Raw genomic sequence first — 23,319 nt, forward strand, 5'->3', positions numbered from 1 at the left:
CCCCGCGACACACACCCACGCGCGCGCCCCGCGCCCCCCGCCGCGGGCACCAGCCCCTAGTCGTAGCGCAACCCGTCGACCGGGTGCATCGCCGCCGCCCGCCGCGCCGGCACGACCGTCGCGACCGCGCTGATCGCCAGCGTCATCGCCGCGATGAACGCCACCTCGAGCGGGCGCAGGTCCACCGGCAGACGATCGATGCGGTAGACGTTCGGGTCCAGCGCGTATTCGTAGCGCGACAGCGCGAGGCACAACGCGATGCCGATCGCCAGCCCGCACGCCGTCCCGACCCCGCCGATCAGCAGCCCGATCGTCCGAAAGATCCGCGCGATCGACGACGACTGCGCCCCCATCGACTTGAGGATGGCGATCTCGCGAATCTTGTCCGTCACCATCATCGTGAGCGCCGACACCAGGTTGAACGCGGCGACCGCGATGATCAGAGTGAGGACCACGCCCATCGCCAGCTTCTGCAGGCTCAACGCCGCAAACAAGTTGCCGTTGAGTTCGCGCCAGTCCTCGACCTGATACGGCGGCCCGCCGAGCGCCGCGTCGAGCTTGTCGGCGATTTCGCGGGCCCGGTGCACGTCCTTGATCCGCAGTTCGATGCCGAGCACGACGTCGCCGTAGCCGACGAGGTCCTGCGCATCCTTGAGGGACATGTACGCGAGCCGCTGGTCATACTCGTCGAAGCCGACGTAGAAGATGCCCGCGACGCGAAACTTCTTCGTGCGCGGCGGCCTTCCGGTCGGCGTCCACCGGCGCGTGTCCACGTTCGACATCGGCGCGACGACGGTCACGACGTCTCCGTACCGCGCGTCGATCTTTTCGGCGAGATCGCGGCCGATGAGGATCGGCGGCGGCTCGCCCTCGGCCGGACGCACGCCGAGCGCCGCCTCCGATCCCTCGAGCATGTGCGACGCGACCGCATCGCCGCCGCCCGGGATGATGCCCTTGATCGCGACGCCGGCGAGCTTGCCCTTGCCGCGGGTGATGAGCATCTCGGTGTAGACGATCGGCTGCGCCGTGATCACGTCCGGGTCGATCCCCAGCGCGAGCTGGCGCTTTTGTTCGTAATCGGAAAAGTCGTTGGTCGCCTTGCGCACGAGGATGTGCGCCGTGACCCCGAGAACCTTGTCGCGAAAGCTCCGCTCGAACCCGCTGGTGACCGACATGACGACCGTCAGCGCGGCGACGCCGAGGACGACGCCGAGCGTCGCGACGGTCGTGAACACCGACAGCACGTGCAACAGCCCGAACGTCGTGGCGGCGAGACCGCCGACCGCGATCCCGACGATGGCCCAGCCGGACGGCTCGACCGCGAAGAAGTAACCGCACGCCGCCACCATGACCGCAAAGCTCACCGCGGCGCCGACCGCGGTGGCGCGCGACCGGGTGCCTCGATTGAGGTACCGCCAGCCGATTTGGTACTCGTAGCGCATGGCGTGATCGGTCAGTGGTAGCGCACGCGCGCCGCCCGCGAAAGGCCGGCCGGGACGGCCTCAGCCGGCGTCCCCGGCGGCCCCGCCGCGTCGCCGCCGGGCGCGCTCCCACACCACGAGGATCGCAACGATCGCCGCGATCGACGCGAGCGCGACGTAGGGACCGCCGATCTGCGCGGCGACCTCGGGCGGTTTGTTGTGACCGAGCACGTCCGTCGCGCGGCCGACCGCGAGCGCGAGCCGCCCCTGGACCGTCGCGCCGAATGCCGCGCCGAATCCCAGCATCAAGATCCACACGCCGAAGCGCGACACCTTGCCGACGACCCCTTTGTGCTCGATGGAGAAGTAGAAGTACACGAGCGACGCGATGAGCCCGGCCAGCATCAGCGCGAGCGAGAATGTACCGAACCAGTACGGGCCGTCGTCCGTGCCCAGCCTGGCGCGCGTTCCGGCCAACCGGCCGCCGAGCGGCCCGTCTCCCGCCGCCAGTTCGACCTGTTCGTCGGCGCTGTCGGCCAGCGCGAGCGCCTCGTCGACGCTGGTAAACGGCCGCTCGGCGCGGCGCGCGACGATCTTTTCGACGAGCCGCGTCGGCATCCCCTCCACCGCGTCGATCTCCTCCGGCGGCGCGGTGTTGATGTTGACCTTGTCGACCACGACCGGCCGCATCCCGGCGACGAGCTGCGGGCCGAAGTCGCCCTGGAGCACGCCGTTGACCTGGATACCGGCGTAAAACGCGACGACGAACGCGATCGGGAACCGCGCCAGCCATGCGTGCCGCCGGCTGACCGCCTTCGACAGCAGCAGCAGGCCGAGCAACACGGCGAACCAGTACCACCACTTGCCGTCGCCGATCTGCTGGACGAGCTTGGGCAGCACCGTGTTGTAGATCTGTTGCGTGACGACGTAGCCGATCGATACGCCGATGAACAGATGCTCGGCGAACTTGTAAACGGGGTTGTCCTTGTACAGGAACGACAGGATCGCGATCGTCAAGAAGATCGCGAGCCACCAACCGAACAGATCGGCCGGCGGCAGGTAGCCGACGGTGCTCATCGCGCCCCTCCCCGGCGCCGGCGGCGGCCCGCCCCGGCGAAGTAGATGAGATTGCCGAACACGATCGCGAAGATGACCACCATGTGGCCGGCGTTGAGCACACCGGTTCCCTTGACGCCGAGCGCCGGGCGGCCCACGAGCAGCTCGTATTCGGCGGCGCGCTTCATCCCGCCGACGAGTCCCGCGAGCTGGCCGGCGTTGAAGTACGGCGTGTAGTCCGGAAGCGACACCGCCGTACACGCGCCGGTCATCTTCACGTCGCCGCGGCCGCTGGCCTGTTGCACGTACTCCTTGATGCCCGGGTAGCCGGCCGACACCATCACGATCAAGTCGAAGTCTTCGAGCTTGTGGATGTTTGCCAGCCACGGGATCGCGTCCATCGGCGTGCCGTCGGCCGTGTGTCCGTCGTAGGTGCCGCGCAGGTCGGTCGCCATGCGGTTGATGGTCGCCTCGCGTCCCTCGCGGAAGCCGAGGTAGACGTAGTCGACGTTGCGCTTGTAGGGACGGTCTGGGATCCCCTCGTAGTGCCGATCGCCCGGGCGGACGACGGTGCCCTCGACGAACGACCGGATCCACCCCTCGATGAGCGGCGGAGCGGCGTACCAGGTCGTCACGATCACGATCTTGACGTTCTTGCGCTTGAGCTGGAGCAGCACCGCCTCGAAGTACGGCTGCAGCTCGGGCGTCGATGCCGGGTCGAGATCGAGCGACAGCAGCACGACGTCGTCCGCGTCGAGCGCCTCGACCGCGTCGAACGACGCGCGCACCATCGGCGACTGCCGGATCGGCAGCTTGCACTCGACGAACAGCGGCAGCACGACGGCGATTCCCATCGCCAGGAAGATCCAGCGGCGGTCGAAGGTCTGCAGCTTGTCGGTCCAGTGCATCAGTCGCCCCCTCCGAGGTGCGAGCGTTCGATGCCCAAGATCACGCGCAGACCGGTGGCGACCGCGCCGAGCGCCGCGCCCATGATGATCGCGCGCCGGCCGGTCGTGTTGAGCACGTCCATGATCCATTCGGCGATCTCCGGGAACCCGGACCAGATCGCACCGCCGATCGGCACGAAGCCGAGCATGACGAGCACCGCGGCGCCGAGCAGCAGTCCCGCCTCCAGCGACCGCGCGCGGAACGCGCGGAACGCCGCCGACGCGATGAAGAACGCCAGCAGCGAGAACATGGTCGCGTTGCACGGGAAGAACACGTAGTCGTACAGCCACGTGTAGACGCGCCCGGTGCCGGGACTGGTCGCCCCCCACAGCATGCCGAGATGGGCCGACACCGTCACCGTCTCGCCGCCGGTCACGTCGACGGCGCCGGTGAACGTCTCGTAGCCGCCGACCGGCATCCGCACCGACACCGTGTGGCGGCCCGGCGCGAGCTCGACGCGCAACGGTCGGTCGCCCGGCGGCGCATAGATGTCGCTCGGGTCGCCCGCGTGCCACGCGCGCTGCGGCGAGCCGCCGTCGACGACGACGAGCGCGTACTTCGGCTGGACGTCGAACGCGACCGTCGCCGGCGCTCCGGGGACACCGCCGCCGTCGATCGCGATGCGCCCCGGCTCGCCGCCGCCGAACTTGTGCCACGGATAGGCGCCCGCGACGAGCATGACGACCACCCCGACGAGCAGCACCACCTTGTACTGCCAGTCCGACTCGCGCCGCCGGATCTTCGGCCAGTTGACCTGGACCACGTTGATCCCGCCGAGCACGTAGGCCATCGCCGCGAGCACGATGGCGCAGTCGCTGAGCACCTGAAACACCGCGCGGTAGCCCTCGTGCTCGATGTACAGCTCCGAGAACCCGAACAGGCCGGCGATGAAGCCGATGACGAGTGGTGCGATCGTTTTCACGGCAGCAGGAACTTGGCGAGGTCGAAGGCGTCGCGGTTGCCGGCGAGGTGCTGGACCGTCGACCACAGCGCGCCGAACGCGATGACGACGATCGTCACCGCCTTGAGCACGTCGCCCGACTTGAGCATGGCGACCAGGCGCGGCTCGCGCGTCATGTAGGCCGACACCGCGTACAGTTCCTCACCGATCAGCGTGTAGTCGCACGCCGCGACGAAGAACGGCAGCTGGGTCACCTCGGCGGTGCCGGCGATCTGGATCGCGCCGGTGACGAAGCCGGTCTCGGCCAGAATCAGCGATTCGGCAAAAAACCGGCCGAGGAAAATGTTGGTCGCAGGCCGATCGCGCAGCATCAACCCATTGACGCCGGCCGCGAACGCGAACTGCTCGCTCGAAATGAACATGACGTTCTCGGGCCGGTGCGCGTCGGGGCGGCCGACGTTGGCGTAGGCCTGGCGCACGATCTCCTCGGCGACGACCATCGTCATCGGGAAGAAGTTGGCGACCTTCAACTCGGTGTCGTACTCGGCGGTCATCTCGGCGACGTCGCCGAGTACGAGCAGCGACGCCAGCGTCTGGATGTTCTGGATGTCCTCGATGCCGGTGACGTACAGCACCGGCCGGCCCATCTCGGTCGACCGACCCACCGCCTCCTCGATCGCGTCGACGCCGGCGATGCGGCGGATATACATGTCGTCGCCAGCGCGCGCGCGGCGCAGGTAGTACGCGAGCAGCAGGCCGATCGACAGCGACGGCACCAGGTAGAAGAACTTGTCGGCAGCGAGCCACGACACGTCGGCCACCGCAGCGCGCAGCCCGAAGGCCACCACACACGACAGCACGACGATGCCGGTCGGCTCGACGACGGCTCGAACGCGCGGACTCACCGCTCGATGACCTCCACGTTGGCGCGGGGAATGGTGATGCGCTCGCCGGTGGCGAGCTGGACGTCGACGACCCGCACCATCGTCTCCGACGGCATCTTCTGCAGTTCGACCGGCAGGCCGACGACCTCGCCGATCTTGCCGAAGTGCGGGGCGCGAATGCACCGCACCGGCGCGCCGATCTCGAGTCCGCGGTGTTCGACCGGCCGCGCGTCCGCCGCGGCGCCGGCCGGCAGCGGAATGACCACCTCGGGGCGGATGACGCCCGCGCGGATCTGCGTCGCGCCGCTGATCGACGCGCCCGCGCCGTCGTGTTCGCACAGCAGCTCGAACGTCGCGCGGGCCATCGCGATGTCGCCGAACCCCTCGGTGACGATCAGCGTCGTGCCGATCTGCTCGGTGCCGGTGATCGCGACGCCGACGTCGTAGCCGAGCAGCTCCTTGATGTCCTGATAGGCGAATCCGCCGACGACGAGTCCGGCGCAGCCGACCTCGATCGCCCGGCGCAGCGCCGCCAGCGGCGCGTAGCCGCCGCCGATCACGATCTTGCCCGCGTGCTGGCGGCCGATGCGCTCCGCCGCGAGCGTCTCGTCGGGCGCGCGCGCGAGCGCGCAAAGCGGCGCGTGCGCCTCGCCGCCGAGTCCGAAGATCCCCTGGACCAGCGCCGCGCGCGTCTCGACGACGGCCCCCTCCGCCTCGATCACTTCGACGATCTCGCCGTCGACGTACGCTCGCACCTCCACCGGGGACGGCGGCAGGCGCAGCACCGCCTGGCCGGTGACGGACGACACCGACTCGAACGTGCCGTCGATCGGCGACTCGATCGCGGTGCGGAACAATCCGAAGAACGACCGGCGCTCGGCCAGGACGTCGCCCTTGCGGATGGCCGCCCCCGGGCGTACGCGCAGCGTCGCGTCGATCTCGTCGGGCGCGACCCCGAGCCGATTGGCGAAGTTCAGGATCTGGACCTTGCCGGGCAGCTCGGTGCGGGCGACGACGTCGTCCGCGCGCACTCGATCGCCGACCGCGACGAGCACGTCGCCCGGCAGCGGCAGCCGGCGCGTCTTGCGCACCGTCGTCGACGCGGTGACGGTGAGGCCGGGTGTGTATGCGTCGCCCATCGGCGCGCGGAGCATACACAATCGGCGACGGCCGACAAAGCTGCCGGCCGTCAATCATTTTCACAGGTTATATTGAGGCCGCGCCACGCCGCGGCGGACTCGCCGGCCGTCTTGGCGCGCGCCGGGACGCGGTCGGCGCGCGCAGGTCAGCCGCGCGCCGCGGGCACGCGCGGCAGCTCGATGTGGAAGTTGGTGTCGTAGCGGTCGTCGTCGGTGACGCAGATCGACCCGCCGTGCGCCTCGGCCGCGAGCCGGCAGAAGTACAGCCCCATGCCGACCTGCGACCGGCGGTCGCCTCCCTTGCGGTACTTTTCGAACAGCTCGCCGCGCAGATGCTCCGGAATCGGCGGACCGCTGTTGCCGATGTCGACGATCAACACGTCGCGGTCGGCGTCCACGCGCGCGCGCACGCCGATCTCCCCGTTGCGCGGGGTGTAGCGCATGGCGTTGCCGAGCAGGTTGTGCAGCATGCGCTCGAACAGACTCGGGTCGAGTTCGGCCGCGAGATCCGACGGGCACGCGCAGTGAATCGCGATGCCTCGGTGTGTCGCGTCCGGCTGGTGGACGGCGATCGCGTCGAGCAGCTCCGTGCGCACGTCGACCTTCGCGTAGCGCGGATCGAGCGCGCCGTCCTCGATGCGGCCGATGTCGACGAAGTTGCTCACCAGGCCTGCCATGCGCTTGACCGCCCGAATCGCGGCCGCGAGCGCCTCAGCCGGCTCGCCCTCGATCGGCGCCGCATCGCGCAGGTAGTTGAGGTTCGACAGCGCCGTGCACAGTCCGTTGTTCAGATCGTGCGCCAGCAGCGCGGCGGCCTCGGCCGCGTACAGGCGCAGGTGCTCGGCGCGCTCGCGCGCGGCTTCGGCCTCGAGGTAGGCGCGGCGAGCGCGCTCAAACGCGTCGATTCGCTTCAGCAGCTCGGGAATGTGGACCGGCTTGGCGACGAAGTCGTCGGCGCCGGCGTCGAACGCGCGCAGGCGTGCCGCGTCCTCGTTGACGCCGCTCATGACGATGACCGGCAGACTCGGCCCGTACGTCTGCTTGAGCCGCGCGACGACGTCGTAGCCGTCGACCAGCGGGATGCGCAAATCGACGATCGCGAGGTCGGGGCAGTGGGCAGTCGCGCGATCGATCGCTTCTTGCCCGGTCGCGGCCTCGTCCACCTCGAAGCCGCGCCGGCGCAGCGTGCGCGCGATCGCACGCCGCACGGCATCGTGGTCCTCCGCCAGCAGCACGCGCGGCGCCGGCTCGCCGCTGGGCGCCGGTTGCGGTCGCTCCGGCGACGCCGGCCGCGCGGCAGTCGGCGCGGGCCGCATCGGTACGACCGCGGTCGTCATGCCGCCCCCGCCGCCTTCCGGGAGCTGAGCCCGATCTGCAGGATGCCGACCAGGTCCACGCGGTCCCAGGGCTTGAGCAAGAAGCGATTCACCGCGCCCTCGTTGAGCGCGCGGATCGCCACGTTGACGTCGGCCCGCCCGGTGAGCAGCACCCGGTAGATGTGCGGGTACAGCAGGCGAACGCGCTGGAGCAGGTCCAGCCCGTTCATGCCGGGCATCTCGTAGTCGCTCACGACGGCGTCGACCTGCTCGTCGCGCAGCGTGGCGAGCGCCTCGTCGCCGTCGCACGCCTGCACGACCTCGTAGCCGTATAGCTTCAACTCGCGCGCGAGCGCTGCGCGCAGGTCGGCGCTGTCATCGACGATCAATATTCTCTTGCCGGACATCGATTACTCCTGGTTGGTGGAAAGGGCGGAGGCAATCTCGCTGCGAAGCGACGCGAGGCTCCACGTCTCGCGCCAGCCGCGGACCGCGCGCCCGCGCGCGTCCACGACCATCACGTCGGTCAAATCGCGAATCCATGAACCGCCGGCCGCGACGAACACGCCCTGGGCCATGCCGACCAGCCGGTACCCGCCGCGACCCGCGCGAACGAACGCGATGACCTCGTCGCCGGCCGCGAGCCGACCGGCGCCGGGCACGGTCACGACCCAGTCGCCGAGCGCGCCGCCGAGGCGGCGGATCGTGAGCGAGCGCGGGCACGCGCCGGCGAGGCAGTCGGTCACCGCGAGGTCGACGTCGGTGTACACCCGGCCGCGGTCGACCACGACGCGCTCGGCGACCGCGCGGCCGCGGACGACCGCGTCGGCGGCGCGGGCGAGCTCGGCGACCGGCGCGCGGCGCAGTGCGGACGCGCGTGCGCCCGGCACGGCGGCGGCGACGACCGCCGCGGCGACGGCCAGCGCGCCCGCGCGCCGCCGCGCGATCAGCCACGCCAGCGCGGCCGCGACGAGCCACGCGGCGCCGCCGTCGCCGGCCGCCGCGCAGCCGAACGCGGTCGCGAGCGGCTCGGCGGGCGGCGCCGCCGGATCGGGCGCGCCGGCGGCCACGGCGTACAGGGCGGCCACGCCCGCCCGGTCGTCGGGCGACGGCTCGCGCTTGGCCTGGCAGGAAGCCACCGTCGGGTACATGACCGCCGCGCGGTCGTCCGGCTCGTGGCCGAGGCCGAGCGCGTGACCGATCTCGTGCGTGAGCACGGTCTGCAGATCGAACGCATCGTCGCAGGCGGCGTCACCGATCGCCGTCCACGCGTAGTCGTCGGCGTTGACCGCGATGTCCGCGTCGCGGATCGCGCCCGTGGACCGGACGTGAACGCGAACGGTCACCGCGAGCGCCAGCGGGTCGAGGTCGTCATCCCAGTGGCGCAGCCACACGATCGCGTTGCGGCCGTCGGTCGCGTCGAGGTCTGCAGCGGGATGGTCGGACACGTCGATGCGCAACGCGCCGTCCAGCACAGCGTTCCACGCCGCGGCGGCCGCGGTCGCCGCGGACCGATCGAAGCCGCCGTCGCGGTCGCGATCGCCCGCGCCGCCGACGTCCAGCCGGATCCGGTCGGCGTGCCAGCGGACGGGATCGCCGCCGTCGGTGTACGCGAGCCGATACGCTCGCGCCGCCGGCGCCGCAGCCGCGAGCCAGACGGCGGCCGCGACCCCTGTGACTTTCCTCCGCACACCGGTCGAATCGGTCCATCGCGCCGCGACTTGACCCCGCGGGCCGCGCGGACCGCCGCCGCACCCCGGGTGGGCGCTCACCCGTGGGTGCGCGCTCACCCATGGTCCGCTGTGCGCGGCCCGCGCACGCGTCGGCACAACGCCGGCGCGCGATGTTGCGCGGTTGCGGTGTGGCGGGACGCCGCGCGCGCCAGGCCGTCGGCTGGCCCGTCGTTCGCAATGACGGCCGGGCGAGGGGGAACCGACGATGACGCACACCGACCGCGACAAGCTGATCCGAGAGCACGTCGACGCCGCCCGGCGCGTCGCCCGCAAGATCGCCCGCGGGTTGCGCGATCCCGCGCTGCGCGAGGACGTCGAGGCCGCCGCGCTCGTCGGCCTCGCCGAAGCCGCTCATCGTTACGACCCGCAAAACGGCGAGCCGTTCTTCGCGTTCGCGGTCAAGCGCGTCCGCGGTGCGGCCGTCGACGAGCTGCGCCGCGTGCAGGTGCTCACCCGGCGCGAGCGCGAGCACGCGCGCCGCATCGAGGACGCGATGGCCGCGGTCGAGGCCCGCAGCGGCGATCCGGCCAACACGAATGAAGTCGCCGACGAACTCGGGATGCACGTCGACCGGTTGCGGGAGCTGCAGGCGCGGGTGGCCCGGCGCGCCGCGGTGCCCTACGACGACGCCGTCGGCCACGCGTCGACCGCCGACGAGTGCCCGGCCGAACGGATCGACCGCAAGCGCGCGCTCGCGCGCCTGCACCGCGCGCTCGACGACCTGGCGCGCCGCGACCGGGAGGTGATCGCGATGTACTACGATCGGTCGATGAGCCTGCGCGAGATCGGCGCGCGCCTCGGCGTATCCGAGTCGCGGGTGTGCCAGCTTCGCGGCCGCGCCGAGCGCGCGCTGCGCCGCGCGCTGCTCGAGCGGCAGGCGCAGCCCCCCGCCAACGCCGGCCAGACCCAGGCGGCGGCGCCGGCGGCAGGCCGCGCCATCCGCGCGGCCCGGTAGGAGGCTGTTGCGCATAGCTGCTGGCTGCGGTCGCGATCTGCGGGCGATCTTCGGCGTACGTCCTCGCGCCCTTCGGTACCGTATGTCGATACGCGCCCTCGTGCGCTACGGGCGTGCGCCGAACCTCGCCTCGCATCTCGCAACCTCGCTGGCGCGCCTATACGCAACAGCCTCCTAGCGCGCGGTGCGCTCGGCCGGCGGGGCCACGCGGCGCGAGGCGTTTGCGACGCGGCGCACCGCGCATCGCCGTAGCGACCGCGCCGCGGCGTCCGCGAGGCGGCCCGTCGCCGCTACCGCCGCGGCCCGTCGCCGCTGCCGCTGCGGCCGCGTCGCGCCGGCCGCCGCGCGCCCCACCGGTTCGGGACCGATCGCGCCCACCGGCCGTCCGGTCACTCGCGGATCGCCTCGCGGATGGCCCGCTCGAGCGACTCCGCGGAAAACGGCTTGCGCAGCAGGCGCACGGTCTGGTCGGCGATCAGATCGTCGATGTCGCCGCCGCCGGTGTAGCCCGACATCATCAGAACGCGGCACTCGGGGCGCAACTCGCGAAACTGCAACACGAACTCGCGCCCGCCCATGACCGGCATCACCGCGTCGGTGATCGCCAAATCGATCGCCCCGTCGAACGTGCGCGCGACCTCCAGCGCCGCGGCGCCGTTTTCCGCCGCGAGCACCCGGTGGCCGAGCTGTCGCAGCACCCGCACGGCGACCTCGCGCACCGCCTCGTCGTCTTCGACCACGAGGACGGTGAGCGCTTCGATCGGGAGGTCGACCGTGTCGGCGTCGCCGCTGGTCGCCGGCGCCGCGCGCGGCAGCCACAGCTCGACGCGCGTGCCACACCCCGGCGCGCTGTCGACGACGATGTAGCCGCCGGCGTCGCGCACGATGCCGTAGGCGACCGACAGCCCCAGCCCCGACCCGGCCGACGGCGGCTTCGTGGTGAAAAACGGCTCGAACGCGCGCTGGCACTCCTCCTCGGTCATGCCGACCCCGGTGTCGGACACGCGGACGACCACGTACTCGCCCGGCGGCACGCGGTCCGATCCGACGTGCAGCACGTCGATCGCCTCGATCGCGATGCGGCCGCCGTCGGGCATCGCGTCCGACGCGTTGACCGCGATGTTGACGAGCACCTGCTCGAACTGCATCGGGTCGATCCGCACCGCCCCCGTGACCGACGCGCGCATCTCGACGCGGGTATGCTCCGGGATCAGGCGGCGCAGAAGCCGCACGACCCGCGCGACGGACTCGCTGACATCCACGGTCCGCAGCGCCGACGACCGCTCGCGCGAAAACGCGAGCAGTTGGTTCGTCAGTTCGGACGCGCGTTCGACGGACTCGACGATGGCCTCGATGTCCTCGCGGATGTCGCTGTCCGCGGGCAGCTCCATCAGCGCCATTTCGGCGTGGCCGAGGATCGCCATCAGGATGTTGTTGAAGTCGTGGGCGACGCCGCCGGCGAGGCGGCCGACCGCTTCGAGCCGCTGGCGGCGGGCCGCCTCCTCCGTCTCGCGCACGCGCTCGGAGATGTCGCGGATGATCGCCGCGGCGCCGGCCGTCCGGCCCTTCGAGTCGCGCACGGGCGACACCGAAATCGACGTGTGAACGGGCGAGCCGTCGCACCGGACGCACACCATGTCGAACGGGCGGATGCGCTGGCCGCACAGCACGTCGGCGAGCAGCGCCAACAGATCGTCGCGGGATTCCTCCGGGACCAGTTCCGCGATGTGTCGCCCGTGCAGCCGGCACCCCTCCGTGCCGAACAGGTTGGCCGCCGCCTCGTTGGCCCCCTGGATCACCCCGTCCACGTCGATGTGGATGATGGCGTCGACCGATTGGTCGACCACGCTGAACACCGCGCTCGGTCTCATGCCCGTCCAGTCGGCGCGCCGGCCGAAACCTTGACCGGGTCGCGTGCCCCATTGCGGTGGCGCCGGTGGGCCCGCGGGGGCGCGGCGGGGTATCCCGGCCGCGGCGACGCCCGCGGGGTCAAGGATCGGCGCAACCGGACGAATCGACAGCAGACTGGGATCCGTCCATGCCCGCTCACCCCGCCACCGCGCCGCCGCACGCCGCGCCCGACGCCGCCGCCGACCCCGGGCCGCGCCGCATCTGCGCGATGCTGGTCGACGACGACGATCGGCTGCTGCACGGGCTGTCGCGCATTCTCAAGGTCCGCGGCATCGACTCCGTGGCGTTCACCGATGGCCCGCCGGCGCTCGACCGGCTCCGCGCCGAGCCGGACGCCTTCGACGTGATCGTGTGCGACGTCCAGATGCCGGCGATGAACGGCCTCGACGTCCTCCGCCACGCATCCCAGATCGCGCCCGATGTCCCGGTCGTGATGCTCACCGCCGACCGCAGCGCCGAGACGGCGGTCGCGGCGCTCAAGGCAGGGGCGTTCAACTACCTCACGAAGCCGCCCGCCAACCCGGACGAGGTGATCGAGGTCCTGTCCCGCGCGACGGCGTACGGGCGGCTGCAGCGGCGCACCGCGGAGCTCGAGCGCCGCATCGCCGTGTCCGAACGCTACGGCGACCTGGTCGGCGCCAGCGCCCCGATGCGCGCCCTGTTCGAGACGATCGAGCAGATCGCGAAGCTCGACGTGTGCGTGCTCGTGACCGGCGAGACCGGCACCGGCAAGGAGCTGGTGGCGCGCGCGATCCACCAGCGCAGTCGCCGCGCCGCTCGGCCGTTTTTGCCGCTCAACTGCGGCGCCATCCCCGAGACGCTGGTCGACAGCGAGCTTTTCGGTCACGCGCGCGGCGCGTTCACCGGCGCGGTCGAGGATCGCGCCGGCGCGTTCGAGCGCGCCAACGGCGGCACCTTGTTCCTCGACGAAATCGGCGACATCGCGCCCGCCGTCCAGGTCCGGCTGTTGCGCGTACTGCAGGAGGGCGAGATCACCCCGGTGGGCGGGTCGCGCGCGGTGCCGGTCGACGTGCGCGTGATCGCCGCGACCTGGTCGGATCTCGACGAGGCCGTCGAGGCGGGCCAGTTCCGCGCCGACCTGTTTTACCGGCTCAACGTCGTGAGCCTCGAGGTCCCGCCGCTTCGCCAGCGCGCCGACGACATCCCGCTTCTGGCGACCCACTTCGTCGCGAAACACGCCGCGCGCATGGGCCGGCCCGCGCCCGCGATCGGCGAAGCGGCGATGGACGCGCTGGCCGCCTATCACTGGCCCGGCAACGTGCGCGAGCTGGAAAACGCGGTGCAGCGCGCACTCGCGCTCACGCCGGGCGACACGATCGAGCCGGCCGCGTTGCCGCCACAGGTGACCGGTCGGCGCACGGCGCGCCGGGCGGACACCGACGGCGGCGACGGCTGGGACTGGGCCGACGGCCTGCCCTATGCCGAAGCGCGCAAGCTCGCCGCCGAGCGGTTCGAGCGCGCGTACCTCACGCGGCTGTTGCGCGCGACCCGCGGCAACATCTCGGAGGCGTCGCGCCGCGCCGGGGTCGATCGCTCGAACCTGCGCCGCATCCTCACGCGCGTGGGGATCGCGGCCAGCGCGTTCCGCGACGCGGCCGGGTGACCGCGCCGGCGCGGCCGCGGCTCGGCGCGCGCCGCCGCGACCGGCGCGGCCGCGACGATCGGCCGGAGATCGGCGGCGCGATGACGAGCGGCCCGCGGCGCGCGCCGCCGCGCCGGCGCGGCCGCGGCGATCAGCCCGAGATCAGCGGCGCGATGACGAGCGCCACGACACTCATCAGCTTGATCAGGATGTTCAGCGACGGTCCCGACGTGTCCTTGAACGGATCGCCGACCGTGTCGCCCTGCACGGCGGCCTTGTGGGCGTCGCTGCCCTTGCCCCCGTGGTGGCCGTCTTCGATGTACTTTTTGGCGTTGTCCCACGCGCCGCCGGCGTTGGACTGGAACAGCGCCAGCAACACGCCGGTGACGGTCACGCCGGCGAGCAGGCCGCCGAGCATGTACTTGTCGTAGAACCCGACGAGGACCGGCACGACGACCGCCATCAGGCCCGGCAACACCATCTTCCGGATCGCGGCGGCCGTCGAGATGTCCACGCACTTGGCATACTCGGCCTTGCCGGTGCCCTCGCGCAACCCGGGGATCTCGCGGAACTGGCGCCGCACCTCGGCGATCATCGCGTTGGCCGCGTCGGACACCGCGTTCATCGCCATCGAGGAGAACAAAAACGGCAGCATGCCGCCGATGAGGAGGCCGACCATGACGTCGGCCTGGCCGACGTCGATCGCCTCGACGCCGGCCGCCGTGCGGAACGCGGCGAACAGCGCCAGCGCGGTGAGCGCCGCCGACCCGATCGCGAACCCCTTGCCGATGGCGGCGGTCGTGTTGCCGACCGCGTCGAGCTTGTCGGTGCGCTCGCGCACCTCCGGCGGCAGTTCGGCCATCTCCGCCAGACCGCCGGCGTTGTCGGCGACCGGGCCGTACGCGTCGACCGCCAGCTGGATACCGGTCGTGCACAGCATGCCGAGCGCCGCGATCGCGATGCCGTACAGGCCCGCGAAGTGATGGGCCACGAGGATCGCGCCGCCGATCCACACGATCGGAAGCGCGGTGGACTGCATGCCGACGGCGACGCCGCGGATGATGTTCGGCGCGGTGCCCATCTCCGACGACTTCGCGATGGAGTGCACCGGCGGCTTCTCCTTGGCGCAGTAGTACTCGGTCGTCACGCCGACCAGCACGCCGGCGGCGAGGCCCGCGACGGCGCTGAGGCCGACCTGCCACCAGGCGTTGCCGACGTCGCCGACCAGCCAGTACGCGGCGCCGAAGATCACCGGCACCATGATGCCCGCGGCGCCGAACGTGCCGATGTTGAGCGCGGCCTGCGGGTTGCCGCCCTCGGTCGTGCGCACGAACGCGGTGCCGACGATCGATACGATGATGCCGGCCCCCGCGATGATCAGCGGCAACAGCACGAAGTCGAGCCCCTGGACCGCGCCGAGCACCATCGCGCCGACGATCGAGCCGACGTACGACTCGAACAGGTCCGCGCCCATGCCCGCGACGTCGCCGACGTTGTCGCCGACGTTGTCGGCGATCGTCGCGGGGTTGCGCGGGTCGTCCTCGGGGATGCCCGCCTCGACCTTGCCGACCAGGTCGGCGCCGACGTCGGCCGCCTTGGTGTAGATCCCGCCGCCGACGCGAGCGAACAGGGCGATGGAGGACGCTCCGAGCGAGAAGCCCGACAACACCGTGATGACGTTCGACGCGGCCTGCCCACCCGCCGACAGGTCGGCGACGACGCCGAACTTGCCGTAGACGAGCAGCAGCACGCCGAGGCCGACCACCGCGAGGCCGACCACCGCCATGCCCATGACCGTGCCGCCGGAAAACGCCACCCGCAGCGCGCCGTTGAGTCCCTGCCGCGCCGCGTTCGTCGTGCGGACGTTGGCCGCCGTGGCCACCCGCATGCCGGCCCATCCCGCCAGCGCGGAGCACATGGCGCCCAGGACGAACGACAGCGCGATCAGCGGATTCTTGTACGCGGTCGCGGACGACTCGCCGACGGAGTTGGACACCGCCAGCAGCGCCGCCACGGCCACCACGAACACGGCGAGCACCTTGTACTCGCGGCGCAAGAACGCCATCGCGCCTTCGCGGACGTACCCCGCGATCTCCTTCATCTTGTCGGTGCCGGCGTCCTGGGCGTCGATCCAGCGCGCCTTGAACCACGCGAACAGGAGGGCGACCACGCCGGTCGCCGGGACCAGGTAAAACAGGGCGTCGTTCATCGGGGCGGGTTGTTAGCCCACAATCGCCGGCCAGCGCAACCGTCTCGTGCGCGCGAGCGCCGTTCAGGACGCCGCGCGCGCCGCCGCCGCCGGAGCGGACGCCTCCGGAGGCGCGGCGTCCGGGTACAGCCGCAGCTCGCGGGCGAGCCGCTCGGCCGCCCGCACCCGCTCGCCCGCGTCCGCCGGCACCGGCAGCGGCCGCCGGCCTCGCCCGTCGAACACCAGGCCGCACACGCCGCCGCGCAGGTCGCGGACCACCCGCACGCCGGGGCCGCCGCCGACGTCCACCCGGCGCGACGGGGTGAGCACCGCGCGCGCCACCTCGCCCGGGCCCAGCTCCACGAATCGCAGCTGGCCGACCCCGAGCGACTCGCTCCGCCGCGACCCGTCCGGCAGCGTCAGCTCCACCGTGCACAGCGGCTGCCCGCGCCGCGGCCGGCCGACCGGCGCGACGCAGGTGCCCAGCCGGATCAGGCAGTCCTTCTCGAACACCTCGGTCGCGGCGGCCGGGTGCACCGTGGACAGCACGCCGAGGTGCGGCATCATGAAGATCGAGTCCACCGCGAGTTCGGTGACCCCCTCGACCTCGAACGCGTCGATCATCATGAGCATGCTCTGGATGCGGCGCGGCGCGTGCGACAGCACCCCGCCGGAGCCGACGAGCAGGTCGAGCGCCATCATGTCGACGAGCGTGTCGGCGCCGCCCTGGTCGAACGCGTCGCCAATCGTGCGCTCCTGCTGCACGCCCTGCAGCTTCACCGCGAACTGTTTGTGCTGTACGAACGCGAGCCGCAGCGCCTCGCGCGCGATCGCCTGCTCGATCTTGAGCTCCTCGAGCGTCTCCGGGATCGTCGTCGGCCGGATCATCTTGTTGCCGATGCGATCGCGGAGCGCCGCCTCGTCGAGGTCGAACGGCACCCACCGCTGGATGTTGTGGATGCCGGCCTCGGCCAGCACGTTGGACACCGAGTAGCTCATGCCGAGGTTGGCCGACACGGTGCGGTTGAACACGCCGTCGAACACCGAAAACACGTCGGTCGTCGCACCGCCGATGTCGACGCCGACCACGTTGACCCCGTCGCGCTGGGCGAGCGCCTGGATGATCAACCCCATCGCGCCGGGCGTCGGCATGATCGGCACGTGCGTCCACTGCATCAGCTTCCCGTAGCCCGGCGCCTGGGCCATGACGTGCTCCATGAACAGCTCGTGGATCGCGTCGCGCGCCGGCCCGAGGTTCTCCTCCTCGAGCACGGGGCGCACGTTGTCGACGAACTGCAGGGCCACCTTGCCGCCGAGCATCTTCTCGATCTGCGGGCGCACCTTCACGTTGCCCGCGTAGATCACCGGTAGATCGTAGCCGCTGCCCAGTCGCGGCCGCGGCTGCGCCGCCGCGAGCAGCTCGGCGAGCGCGATGACGTGCTTCTCGGTGCCGCCGTCGGTGCCGCCGGCCATCAGGATCATGTCCGGCCGCAGCTGGCGGATCCGCTCGATCTTTTCGTGGGGCAGCCGGCGGTCGTTCGTCGCGATCGTGTCCATCACGATTGCGCCCGCGCCGAGCGCCGCCTTGGCGGCGGACGCGGCCGTCATGTTCAGCACGACCCCGGCGACCATCATCTGCAGGCCGCCGCCGGCCGACGACGTCGAGATGTACAGGTCGACGCCGGCGTCGCCGTCTTGCGGAGACCGGATGCGCTCGTCGCCGTCGGCGCCCGCCAACAGCGGGCGGCCGCGCAGCTCCTGTACCTCGCGCACCGCGTTGACGACGCCGCGGGTGACGTCCTCGACGGGGGCTTCGACGGTCGTCGGCGCCTCGCCGCGCGTCACGAGGCGGTACTCGTCGCCCCGCTTCTCGATCAAAATGGCCTTGGTGGTCGTCGACCCGCAGTCGGTGGCGAGCACCGAGCGGATCGCATCCGGGTCGATGGCAGAAGGTGTCGTCATGCGTTCGCCTCGCCGTCGCCGTCGGCGCGGCCGCAGCGACCGCCCGCCTCCGGCTCGCCGCGGCCGCTCGCCGCCCCGTCCACGCGAGCGCCGGTGCCGTCGTCGCCGTCGGCCGCGCGCTCGAGCCGCCGCAGCAGCAGCTCCAGCGAACCGCGCCGCTCGAGCAGCCGCGACAGGGTGTCGTAGGTGGCCGGCTGCGACCACAGCGCCGACACGACCGGCCGCAAAAACAGCAGCAGCTGGCTGCCCGCGAACGCCAGCGGCTTGGCCGACTCGAGAAACAGCATCGCGGGCGCGATCAGCCGCCGCCGGGCGATGCGCGCCGCCAGGTCGTCGAGCAGCGCCCGCTCGTCGTGCGACAGCGACGCCTCCAGCGCGTCGATCGGGTCCGCGGGCGGGTCCGCGGGCGGGTCCGCGGGCCGGTCCGCACCAGGGTCCGCGGGCCGGTCCGCACCAGGGTCCGCCGGCCTCCCCGCGTCCGCGCGCGGCGCCTGCGCGCGCGGGCCGTCACCGTGCGCCGCCACCGACCCGCTCCTGCAAGATGCGCACGATCGCGTCGCGGTCGCCGCCGTCGAACAGCACCACCAGACCGCGATAGCGATCGAGCCAGCTCGGCCGCGCCAACGGCGACACCAGCGCCGCATCGCGGCCGACCGCCAGCCGCCGGAGTTCGCTCCAGCGCCGGGCCCGCCGGCCGAGGCCGCGCCGCTGCTCGATCCCCGCGTCCGTGAGCCGGTACCGCGTCGGCAACCAGAACGGCGCGACCGAGCCGAGCAACAGCCCCGCGGCGATCGCGGCGAACACCAGCGACTGCAGCCACGCGACCACGGCGCCGGTCGACAGCAGCACGACCGCGGCCACGAGAGCCACGTCGCGCGGGCGCCGCCGCGCCGGGTGCGCCGTCCACTGGGCCAGAACCATCGCCGCGTATGTAACACAATCCCGCAACGCCGCGCGGCCGTGGTACATCCTCCGGCCATGGCCGCCGACTACACGACCATCCTGTACGGCGACGCCGACGCCCCCGTCGCGCGCATCACGCTCAACCGCCCCGCCAAACGCAACCCGATCGGCCCGCGGACCATCGCCGAGCTGCGCCACGCGTTCGGCCGCGCAAAGGCCGACGCCGCGATCCGCGCCGTCGTGCTCACGGGCACCGGCGAGGCGTTCAGCGCCGGCGGCGACCTGTCGGCCATGTCGGGCGGCGGCGAGGACCCGGCCGGCACCGACCTCCCGGCCGGCTCGCTCGTCGACCTGCTCGAAGACATGCACGCGCTCGGCAAACCGATCGTCGCGTCGGTCAACGGGCACGCCCTCGCCGGCGGGCTCGGCCTGATGCTCGCGTGCGACCTGGCGCTGGCGAGCGACAAGGCCACGTTCGGCACGACCGAGGTCAAGGTCGGCCTGTGGCCGATGATGATCACCGCCGAGATCGTCCGCAACATCGGCCGCAAAAAGGCGCTCGAACTCATGCTCACCGGCGACCGCATCAACGCCGCCGAAGCCGAGCGCATCGGGCTCATCAACCGCGTGGTGCCGCACGACGAACTCGACGCCGAGGCGATGGCGCTCGCTCACAAGCTCGCCCGCCGCAGCCCCGCCGTGATCGCGAAGGGCCTCGACGCATTCTACCGCGCGCAGGACATGAGCTACGGCGACGCCCTGCGGTTCCTCGAGGGCAAGCTCGGCGAGGTGCTCGCCCTCGAAGACGCGCGCGAGGGCCTGATGGCGTTCCTGCAAAAGCGCGAGCCGAACTTCAAAGGCCGCTGACCGCGGTCGCCTTGACAGCCTCCGGGGGGCGGCATACCGTCGAACCTCCATGAAGGGGTTCGCCGTCGCCGGGGCCGCCGTGGTCGCGGCCGCGCTGTCGCGGCCCGCGTTCGCCGGCCCGAACGACCTCGTGCTGTCGCGCCTCGGCACGTGCGTCGCGGGCGGCGCCGCGACCGCCGACTGCGCGAACGCGACGGACGTCATCGGCAGCAACATCGACTTCCGGTCGCTGTCGAGCGAGCTCGGCGTGGTGCTCGCACCGCGGCTGCTCACGCCGGCCGACACCCTCGGGTTCGGCGGCTTCCAGTTCACCGTCGACTTCCAGACCACCCGCATCGCGAACGACGCGCCGTACTGGCGCGTGCTCGAGGGATCGCCCAACCCCGGCGGCGCCGGCGTCCATCACGGCGACGCCTACCTGCCGACCGTCGGGTTCTTCGCGCGCAAGGGCCTGTGGATGCCGCTGCCGTCGTTCGAAGTGGGGGCCGGCGCGGTCCACCTGCTCGACTCCAACATGTGGGCCGCCCAGGCGTACGGCAAGCTGGCGCTGCACGAGGGCTATCACGACTTCCCGCTGCCGTCGGCGGCGATTCGCGGCGGCGTGTCGCGGGTCATGGGCACCGATCAGATCGATCTCACGATCGCGTCGTTGGACGTCACTCTGTCGAAAGATTTCGGCTACCAGGGGACCGTCGGCGTGTCGCCCTACGGCGGGTGGAACCTGCTGTGGATCGTCCCTCGCTCCGAAGTGATCGACAAGACGCCGGGGATCGACGTGCGCGACGTCCCGCAGGACATCGACCGCAACTTCGCGTTCAAGGACCAGGCGAACATCACCCGCCACCGGCTGTTCGCCGGTCTCAAGCTGCAGTACTACGTGTTCGAGATGACGCTCGAAGCGGCGTTCGCGCTCGCCGGCTCGTCCGTCGACGACCGCGCCGGCACTGACGTCGATTGCGCCGACGTGGACCCGACGGCCCCGACCACGCGCTGCGACGCGACCGATCAGGCCGCCGCCCAGCAGAGCTACACGCTATCGATCGGCCTGGACTTCTGAGGCCGGCCGCCGGGGGCGCTCGGCCGCGTCGCCTCGGGGCGACGACGCAACGCGCCACGAAATCGCCGCCCGCGGTGCGACAGGTGGTCGCATCGACAGCGAGCGCGAGTCGACTATGATGATGCGCGATGATCCGCACACCACTGGCCTTGCTGGCCGTCGCGGCGGCGCTGGCCGCATGCGGCGGCGACGACCACGACCACGACCACGGAGCCGACGCGGGCATCGACTGCTCGCTCATCATGGAGGGCCAGGACGTCTACAGTCCAGGGCTCGAAAAGGTCGGCGATGCCGGCTACGCGGTTCGGCTCCTGATGTCGGACCCGGCGCCGCCGGCGCGCGGCGACAACACGTGGACGATCGAGGTGGTCGACGCGTCGGACGCGCCGGTCGACGGGCTCGAGATCGACGTCGACACGTGGATGCCGCACCACCAGCACGGCTCACCGATCCACGCCGACGACATGCCGGCCGGCGCGCCGGGCCAGTACACGCTCGCGCCGGTCAACCTGTTCATGCCCGGCATCTGGGAGGTGACCCTCCACCTGATGCAGAACGGCAGCGAGGTCGACTCGGTGGTCTACACGTTCTGCATCGACGGCTGACCGCGGGCCGACCGCGCGGCGGCGTCAGCACGGCCCGTCGCGACACACGCAGCCAAATCCGCGCTCGGTCGTCCACTCGAGCCGCGTCCCCTCGACCGTGTGGGTCGTCGCCGCGGCGGTGTCCCGCACGGCGGCGTCCAAGTCGCCGCTGGCGACCAGATCGTCGAGCACGTCGAGACCGATCGGGCGGATGTGGACCACCGCCGTGACGCGCGTGACCGGCCGCCCGCCGAGGGAAAAGAACCGCGATACGGAGTGGTTGTAGCGCGGATCGGACGGATCGAGCGTGACCTGCGGCGGGAGCAGCGCGCTGTCGATCTGATCCACCTGCCAGAACATGTGCGCCGGCTCGCCGCCGGCGTCGTAGGTGAAGTCGCGCATCTGCCACAGCGCCGGATCGGCCGCCGCCGCGCTGGCGACCGGCTCTCCCTCGGCGACGACGCCGCTGGAGAACACGACCGCGTCGCCGTCGTACGCGACGATCTCGGCCCACGCGCGCCGGTCCTGGCCCGCGCCGCTCGGGAAGTGATGGCCGGCGCCGACGTTGTCGAGGTTGTACTCGACCGTGCCGCCGTCGTTCGGCGTCACGCACAGCTTCGGGTTGAGCTGCGGGTTCAGCTCGCGCGCGATCTGTGCGAGTTGAACGTCCTTGCCGGGCCACGGGGTCACCGCGACGTCGATGCCCGGGAACGTGTGCTCGTGCGGGAACCGCAGCGGCACCCCGTCGAAGTCCGCCACGGTGCCGGGGATGTCGCCCTTCATGTGACAGCCGCCGCAGGTGACGCGCTGCACCGGGTTGTCCGAGTGGAACACCGTCGTCTTCCACTCGGCGAACGTGCGCTCGAGCGCGACGCCGTTGGGCAGCACGATGTCGTGGCACGCGCCGCACAGCTCGGCCGACCGCAGCGACCGCCGATCGTGCAGCTGCGAATACGCCATCCCGTGGAAGCCGTTTTCCACGGGCGGCCCGAGCGCGCCCAGTCCGCCGCGCAACACGTTGTCGTTGGCGAGCACGAGCGGATTGTTCGCGTGCGGCTCGCCGACGTCGACGACGTTGTGGCAGAAGTAACAGGTGACGCCGCGCAGGTGGCGCGGGATCGACTCGACGTCGGTGCCGTCGGTGACCCCCTCGACGACCGCCATCGGCGCGTGGCACCGAACGCAGAACGTGCCGAGGTTCGCCTCGCGCTGGCCGCGGGCGTTCATCGCGAGGAACACCGGGTCGTCGGCCGCATACGCGTGCATGCTGCTGCTCCACTCGTCGAAGTGCTTCGGGTGGCAGTCGCGGCACGCCTCCGGGTCGAGCATCTGGTCGCGCGACGCGAGGCCGCCGCTGCAGGCCGCCAGCGCCGCCAGCGCCACCAGCGCAGCCGCCCGCGTCACCGCTCCGCCCCCGCCGCGATCCACTGGACGATCGCGCACGCCTCGCCCGGCGCGAGGTTCGCGCCCGGGGGCATCTTGATCGCGGGGTCGGTCGACAGCACCCGCCTCGCCAGTTCGCTGCACGCGGCGTCGCCGGGGACGACGCGGCCGTCCAGCAGCAGGTCGTAGGCCTCCTGCTCGTCGACGAACGCGAGTCCGGCGCGGCGCCCCGGATCGCCGTGGCACGAACCGCCGGGCAAGCCGCACTTCGGGGCCAACGTCCGCGCGTACACCTGGTCGAACACCGGCTCGTACAGCGGCTGGCACGACGAGTCGACCTCGATACAGGCGGCGGAGTCGGTTCCGCACGCCGCAGTGGCCACCGCGATCGCGCAACAGACCACAACACGCATTGGTAGATCCTTACTCCTTGTCCGTCTGTCGGCGGACGTTGAAGTCAAGACCCCCTTTCAAACCGTGCGTGCGGATTTCCCGCACACGGCTTACC

General features: G+C 71.7%; 22 protein-coding genes. 5 read left to right on the forward strand and 17 right to left on the reverse strand.

The features are described from left to right. Nucleotides 1-56: 56 nt before the first annotated feature. From D6689_01910 to D6689_01950, 9 genes are all read right to left on the reverse strand, one after another. A complete protein-coding gene (locus D6689_01910; GenBank protein RMH44617.1) occupies nucleotides 57-1,442 on the reverse strand; it encodes an ABC transporter permease in 1,386 nt (461 codons plus the stop codon). 60 nt (nucleotides 1,443-1,502) lie between these two features. Next, a complete protein-coding gene (locus D6689_01915; protein ID RMH44618.1) occupies nucleotides 1,503-2,498 on the reverse strand; it encodes a hypothetical protein in 996 nt (331 codons plus the stop codon). Then, entirely contained in the window at nucleotides 2,495-3,385 is an 891-nt protein-coding gene (locus D6689_01920; GenBank protein ID RMH44619.1) for a hypothetical protein, read from the reverse strand. Before D6689_01920 ends, D6689_01915 begins: the two co-directional genes overlap by 4 nt. Next, nucleotides 3,385-4,347, reverse strand: coding sequence for a PEGA domain-containing protein (locus D6689_01925; protein ID RMH44620.1), 963 nt, complete (start codon nucleotides 4,345-4,347; stop codon nucleotides 3,385-3,387). The genes D6689_01920 and D6689_01925 overlap by 1 nt, the downstream gene beginning before the upstream one ends. Continuing rightward, the gene (locus tag D6689_01930; GenBank protein ID RMH44621.1) at nucleotides 4,344-5,231 is read right to left on the reverse strand and encodes a hypothetical protein; all 888 of its coding nucleotides are present in this window, start codon (nucleotides 5,229-5,231) and stop codon (nucleotides 4,344-4,346) included. Before D6689_01930 ends, D6689_01925 begins: the two co-directional genes overlap by 4 nt. After that, nucleotides 5,228-6,349 (reverse strand): hypothetical protein, encoded by a 1,122-nt coding sequence (locus D6689_01935; protein RMH44622.1) that lies wholly within the window; start codon nucleotides 6,347-6,349, stop codon nucleotides 5,228-5,230. Before D6689_01935 ends, D6689_01930 begins: the two co-directional genes overlap by 4 nt. Before the next feature lie 146 nt (nucleotides 6,350-6,495). Continuing rightward, nucleotides 6,496-7,686 (reverse strand): hybrid sensor histidine kinase/response regulator, encoded by a 1,191-nt coding sequence (locus tag D6689_01940; GenBank protein ID RMH44623.1) that lies wholly within the window; start codon nucleotides 7,684-7,686, stop codon nucleotides 6,496-6,498. Further along, complete coding sequence (locus D6689_01945; protein RMH44624.1) at nucleotides 7,683-8,072, reverse strand: response regulator; 390 nt, start codon at nucleotides 8,070-8,072, stop codon at nucleotides 7,683-7,685. The genes D6689_01940 and D6689_01945 overlap by 4 nt, the downstream gene beginning before the upstream one ends. A gap of 3 nt (nucleotides 8,073-8,075) precedes the next feature. After that, complete coding sequence (locus tag D6689_01950) at nucleotides 8,076-9,437, reverse strand: hypothetical protein (protein RMH44625.1); 1,362 nt, start codon at nucleotides 9,435-9,437, stop codon at nucleotides 8,076-8,078. 166 nt (nucleotides 9,438-9,603) lie between these two features. Here D6689_01950 and D6689_01955 point away from each other — a divergent pair, with 166 nt between their 5' ends. Then, on the forward strand, nucleotides 9,604-10,353 hold the full coding sequence (locus tag D6689_01955) for a sigma-70 family RNA polymerase sigma factor (GenBank protein RMH44626.1): 750 nt from the start codon (nucleotides 9,604-9,606) through the stop codon (nucleotides 10,351-10,353). A 174-nt stretch (nucleotides 10,354-10,527) separates the two neighbouring features. Here the strand turns inward: D6689_01955 and D6689_01960 are convergent, their stop codons facing one another. Further along, nucleotides 10,528-10,746 carry a hypothetical protein gene (locus D6689_01960; GenBank protein ID RMH44627.1) on the reverse strand — a complete coding sequence of 73 codons (219 nt, stop codon included), beginning with the start codon at nucleotides 10,744-10,746 and terminating at the stop codon, nucleotides 10,528-10,530. Next, entirely contained in the window at nucleotides 10,743-12,224 is a 1,482-nt protein-coding gene (locus tag D6689_01965; GenBank protein RMH44628.1) for a PAS domain-containing hybrid sensor histidine kinase/response regulator, read from the reverse strand. Before D6689_01965 ends, D6689_01960 begins: the two co-directional genes overlap by 4 nt. Nucleotides 12,225-12,391: 167 nt before the next feature. Between D6689_01965 and D6689_01970 the strand changes: the two genes are divergently transcribed. After that, a complete protein-coding gene (locus tag D6689_01970; GenBank protein ID RMH44629.1) occupies nucleotides 12,392-13,888 on the forward strand; it encodes a sigma-54-dependent Fis family transcriptional regulator in 1,497 nt (498 codons plus the stop codon). Nucleotides 13,889-14,018: 130 nt separating this feature from the next. Here the strand turns inward: D6689_01970 and D6689_01975 are convergent, their stop codons facing one another. From D6689_01975 to D6689_01990, 4 genes are all read right to left on the reverse strand, one after another. Next, complete coding sequence (locus tag D6689_01975; GenBank protein ID RMH44630.1) at nucleotides 14,019-16,076, reverse strand: sodium-translocating pyrophosphatase; 2,058 nt, start codon at nucleotides 16,074-16,076, stop codon at nucleotides 14,019-14,021. A 63-nt stretch (nucleotides 16,077-16,139) separates the two neighbouring features. Further along, on the reverse strand, nucleotides 16,140-18,017 hold the full coding sequence (locus D6689_01980; protein ID RMH44631.1) for a methylaspartate mutase: 1,878 nt from the start codon (nucleotides 18,015-18,017) through the stop codon (nucleotides 16,140-16,142). After that, nucleotides 18,014-18,541, reverse strand: a complete 528-nt coding sequence (locus tag D6689_01985; protein RMH44632.1) for a hypothetical protein — start codon at nucleotides 18,539-18,541, stop codon at nucleotides 18,014-18,016. Before D6689_01985 ends, D6689_01980 begins: the two co-directional genes overlap by 4 nt. Then, nucleotides 18,525-18,938, reverse strand: coding sequence for a hypothetical protein (locus D6689_01990; protein RMH44633.1), 414 nt, complete (start codon nucleotides 18,936-18,938; stop codon nucleotides 18,525-18,527). Before D6689_01990 ends, D6689_01985 begins: the two co-directional genes overlap by 17 nt. A 57-nt stretch (nucleotides 18,939-18,995) precedes the next feature. Here D6689_01990 and D6689_01995 point away from each other — a divergent pair, with 57 nt between their 5' ends. The 3 genes from D6689_01995 (at nucleotide 18,996) to D6689_02005 (ending at nucleotide 21,449) form a co-directional block, all read left to right on the forward strand. Next, complete coding sequence (locus tag D6689_01995; GenBank protein RMH44634.1) at nucleotides 18,996-19,787, forward strand: hypothetical protein; 792 nt, start codon at nucleotides 18,996-18,998, stop codon at nucleotides 19,785-19,787. A gap of 49 nt (nucleotides 19,788-19,836) precedes the next feature. Then, nucleotides 19,837-20,844 (forward strand): hypothetical protein, encoded by a 1,008-nt coding sequence (locus tag D6689_02000; protein ID RMH44635.1) that lies wholly within the window; start codon nucleotides 19,837-19,839, stop codon nucleotides 20,842-20,844. A 128-nt stretch (nucleotides 20,845-20,972) separates the two neighbouring features. Continuing rightward, a complete protein-coding gene (locus tag D6689_02005) occupies nucleotides 20,973-21,449 on the forward strand; it encodes a hypothetical protein (GenBank protein RMH44636.1) in 477 nt (158 codons plus the stop codon). A 24-nt stretch (nucleotides 21,450-21,473) separates the two neighbouring features. On the opposite strand, the gene D6689_02010 is transcribed toward D6689_02005, so the two are convergent. Continuing rightward, nucleotides 21,474-22,856, reverse strand: coding sequence for a hypothetical protein (locus tag D6689_02010; GenBank protein RMH44637.1), 1,383 nt, complete (start codon nucleotides 22,854-22,856; stop codon nucleotides 21,474-21,476). Continuing rightward, nucleotides 22,829-23,224, reverse strand: coding sequence for a hypothetical protein (locus D6689_02015; GenBank protein RMH44638.1), 396 nt, complete (start codon nucleotides 23,222-23,224; stop codon nucleotides 22,829-22,831). The genes D6689_02010 and D6689_02015 overlap by 28 nt, the downstream gene beginning before the upstream one ends. Nucleotides 23,225-23,319: the final 95 nt, after the last annotated feature.

This window comes from Deltaproteobacteria bacterium (assembly GCA_003696105.1).
In the GTDB taxonomy this organism is placed as follows: domain Bacteria; phylum Myxococcota_A; class Polyangia; order Haliangiales; family J016; genus J016.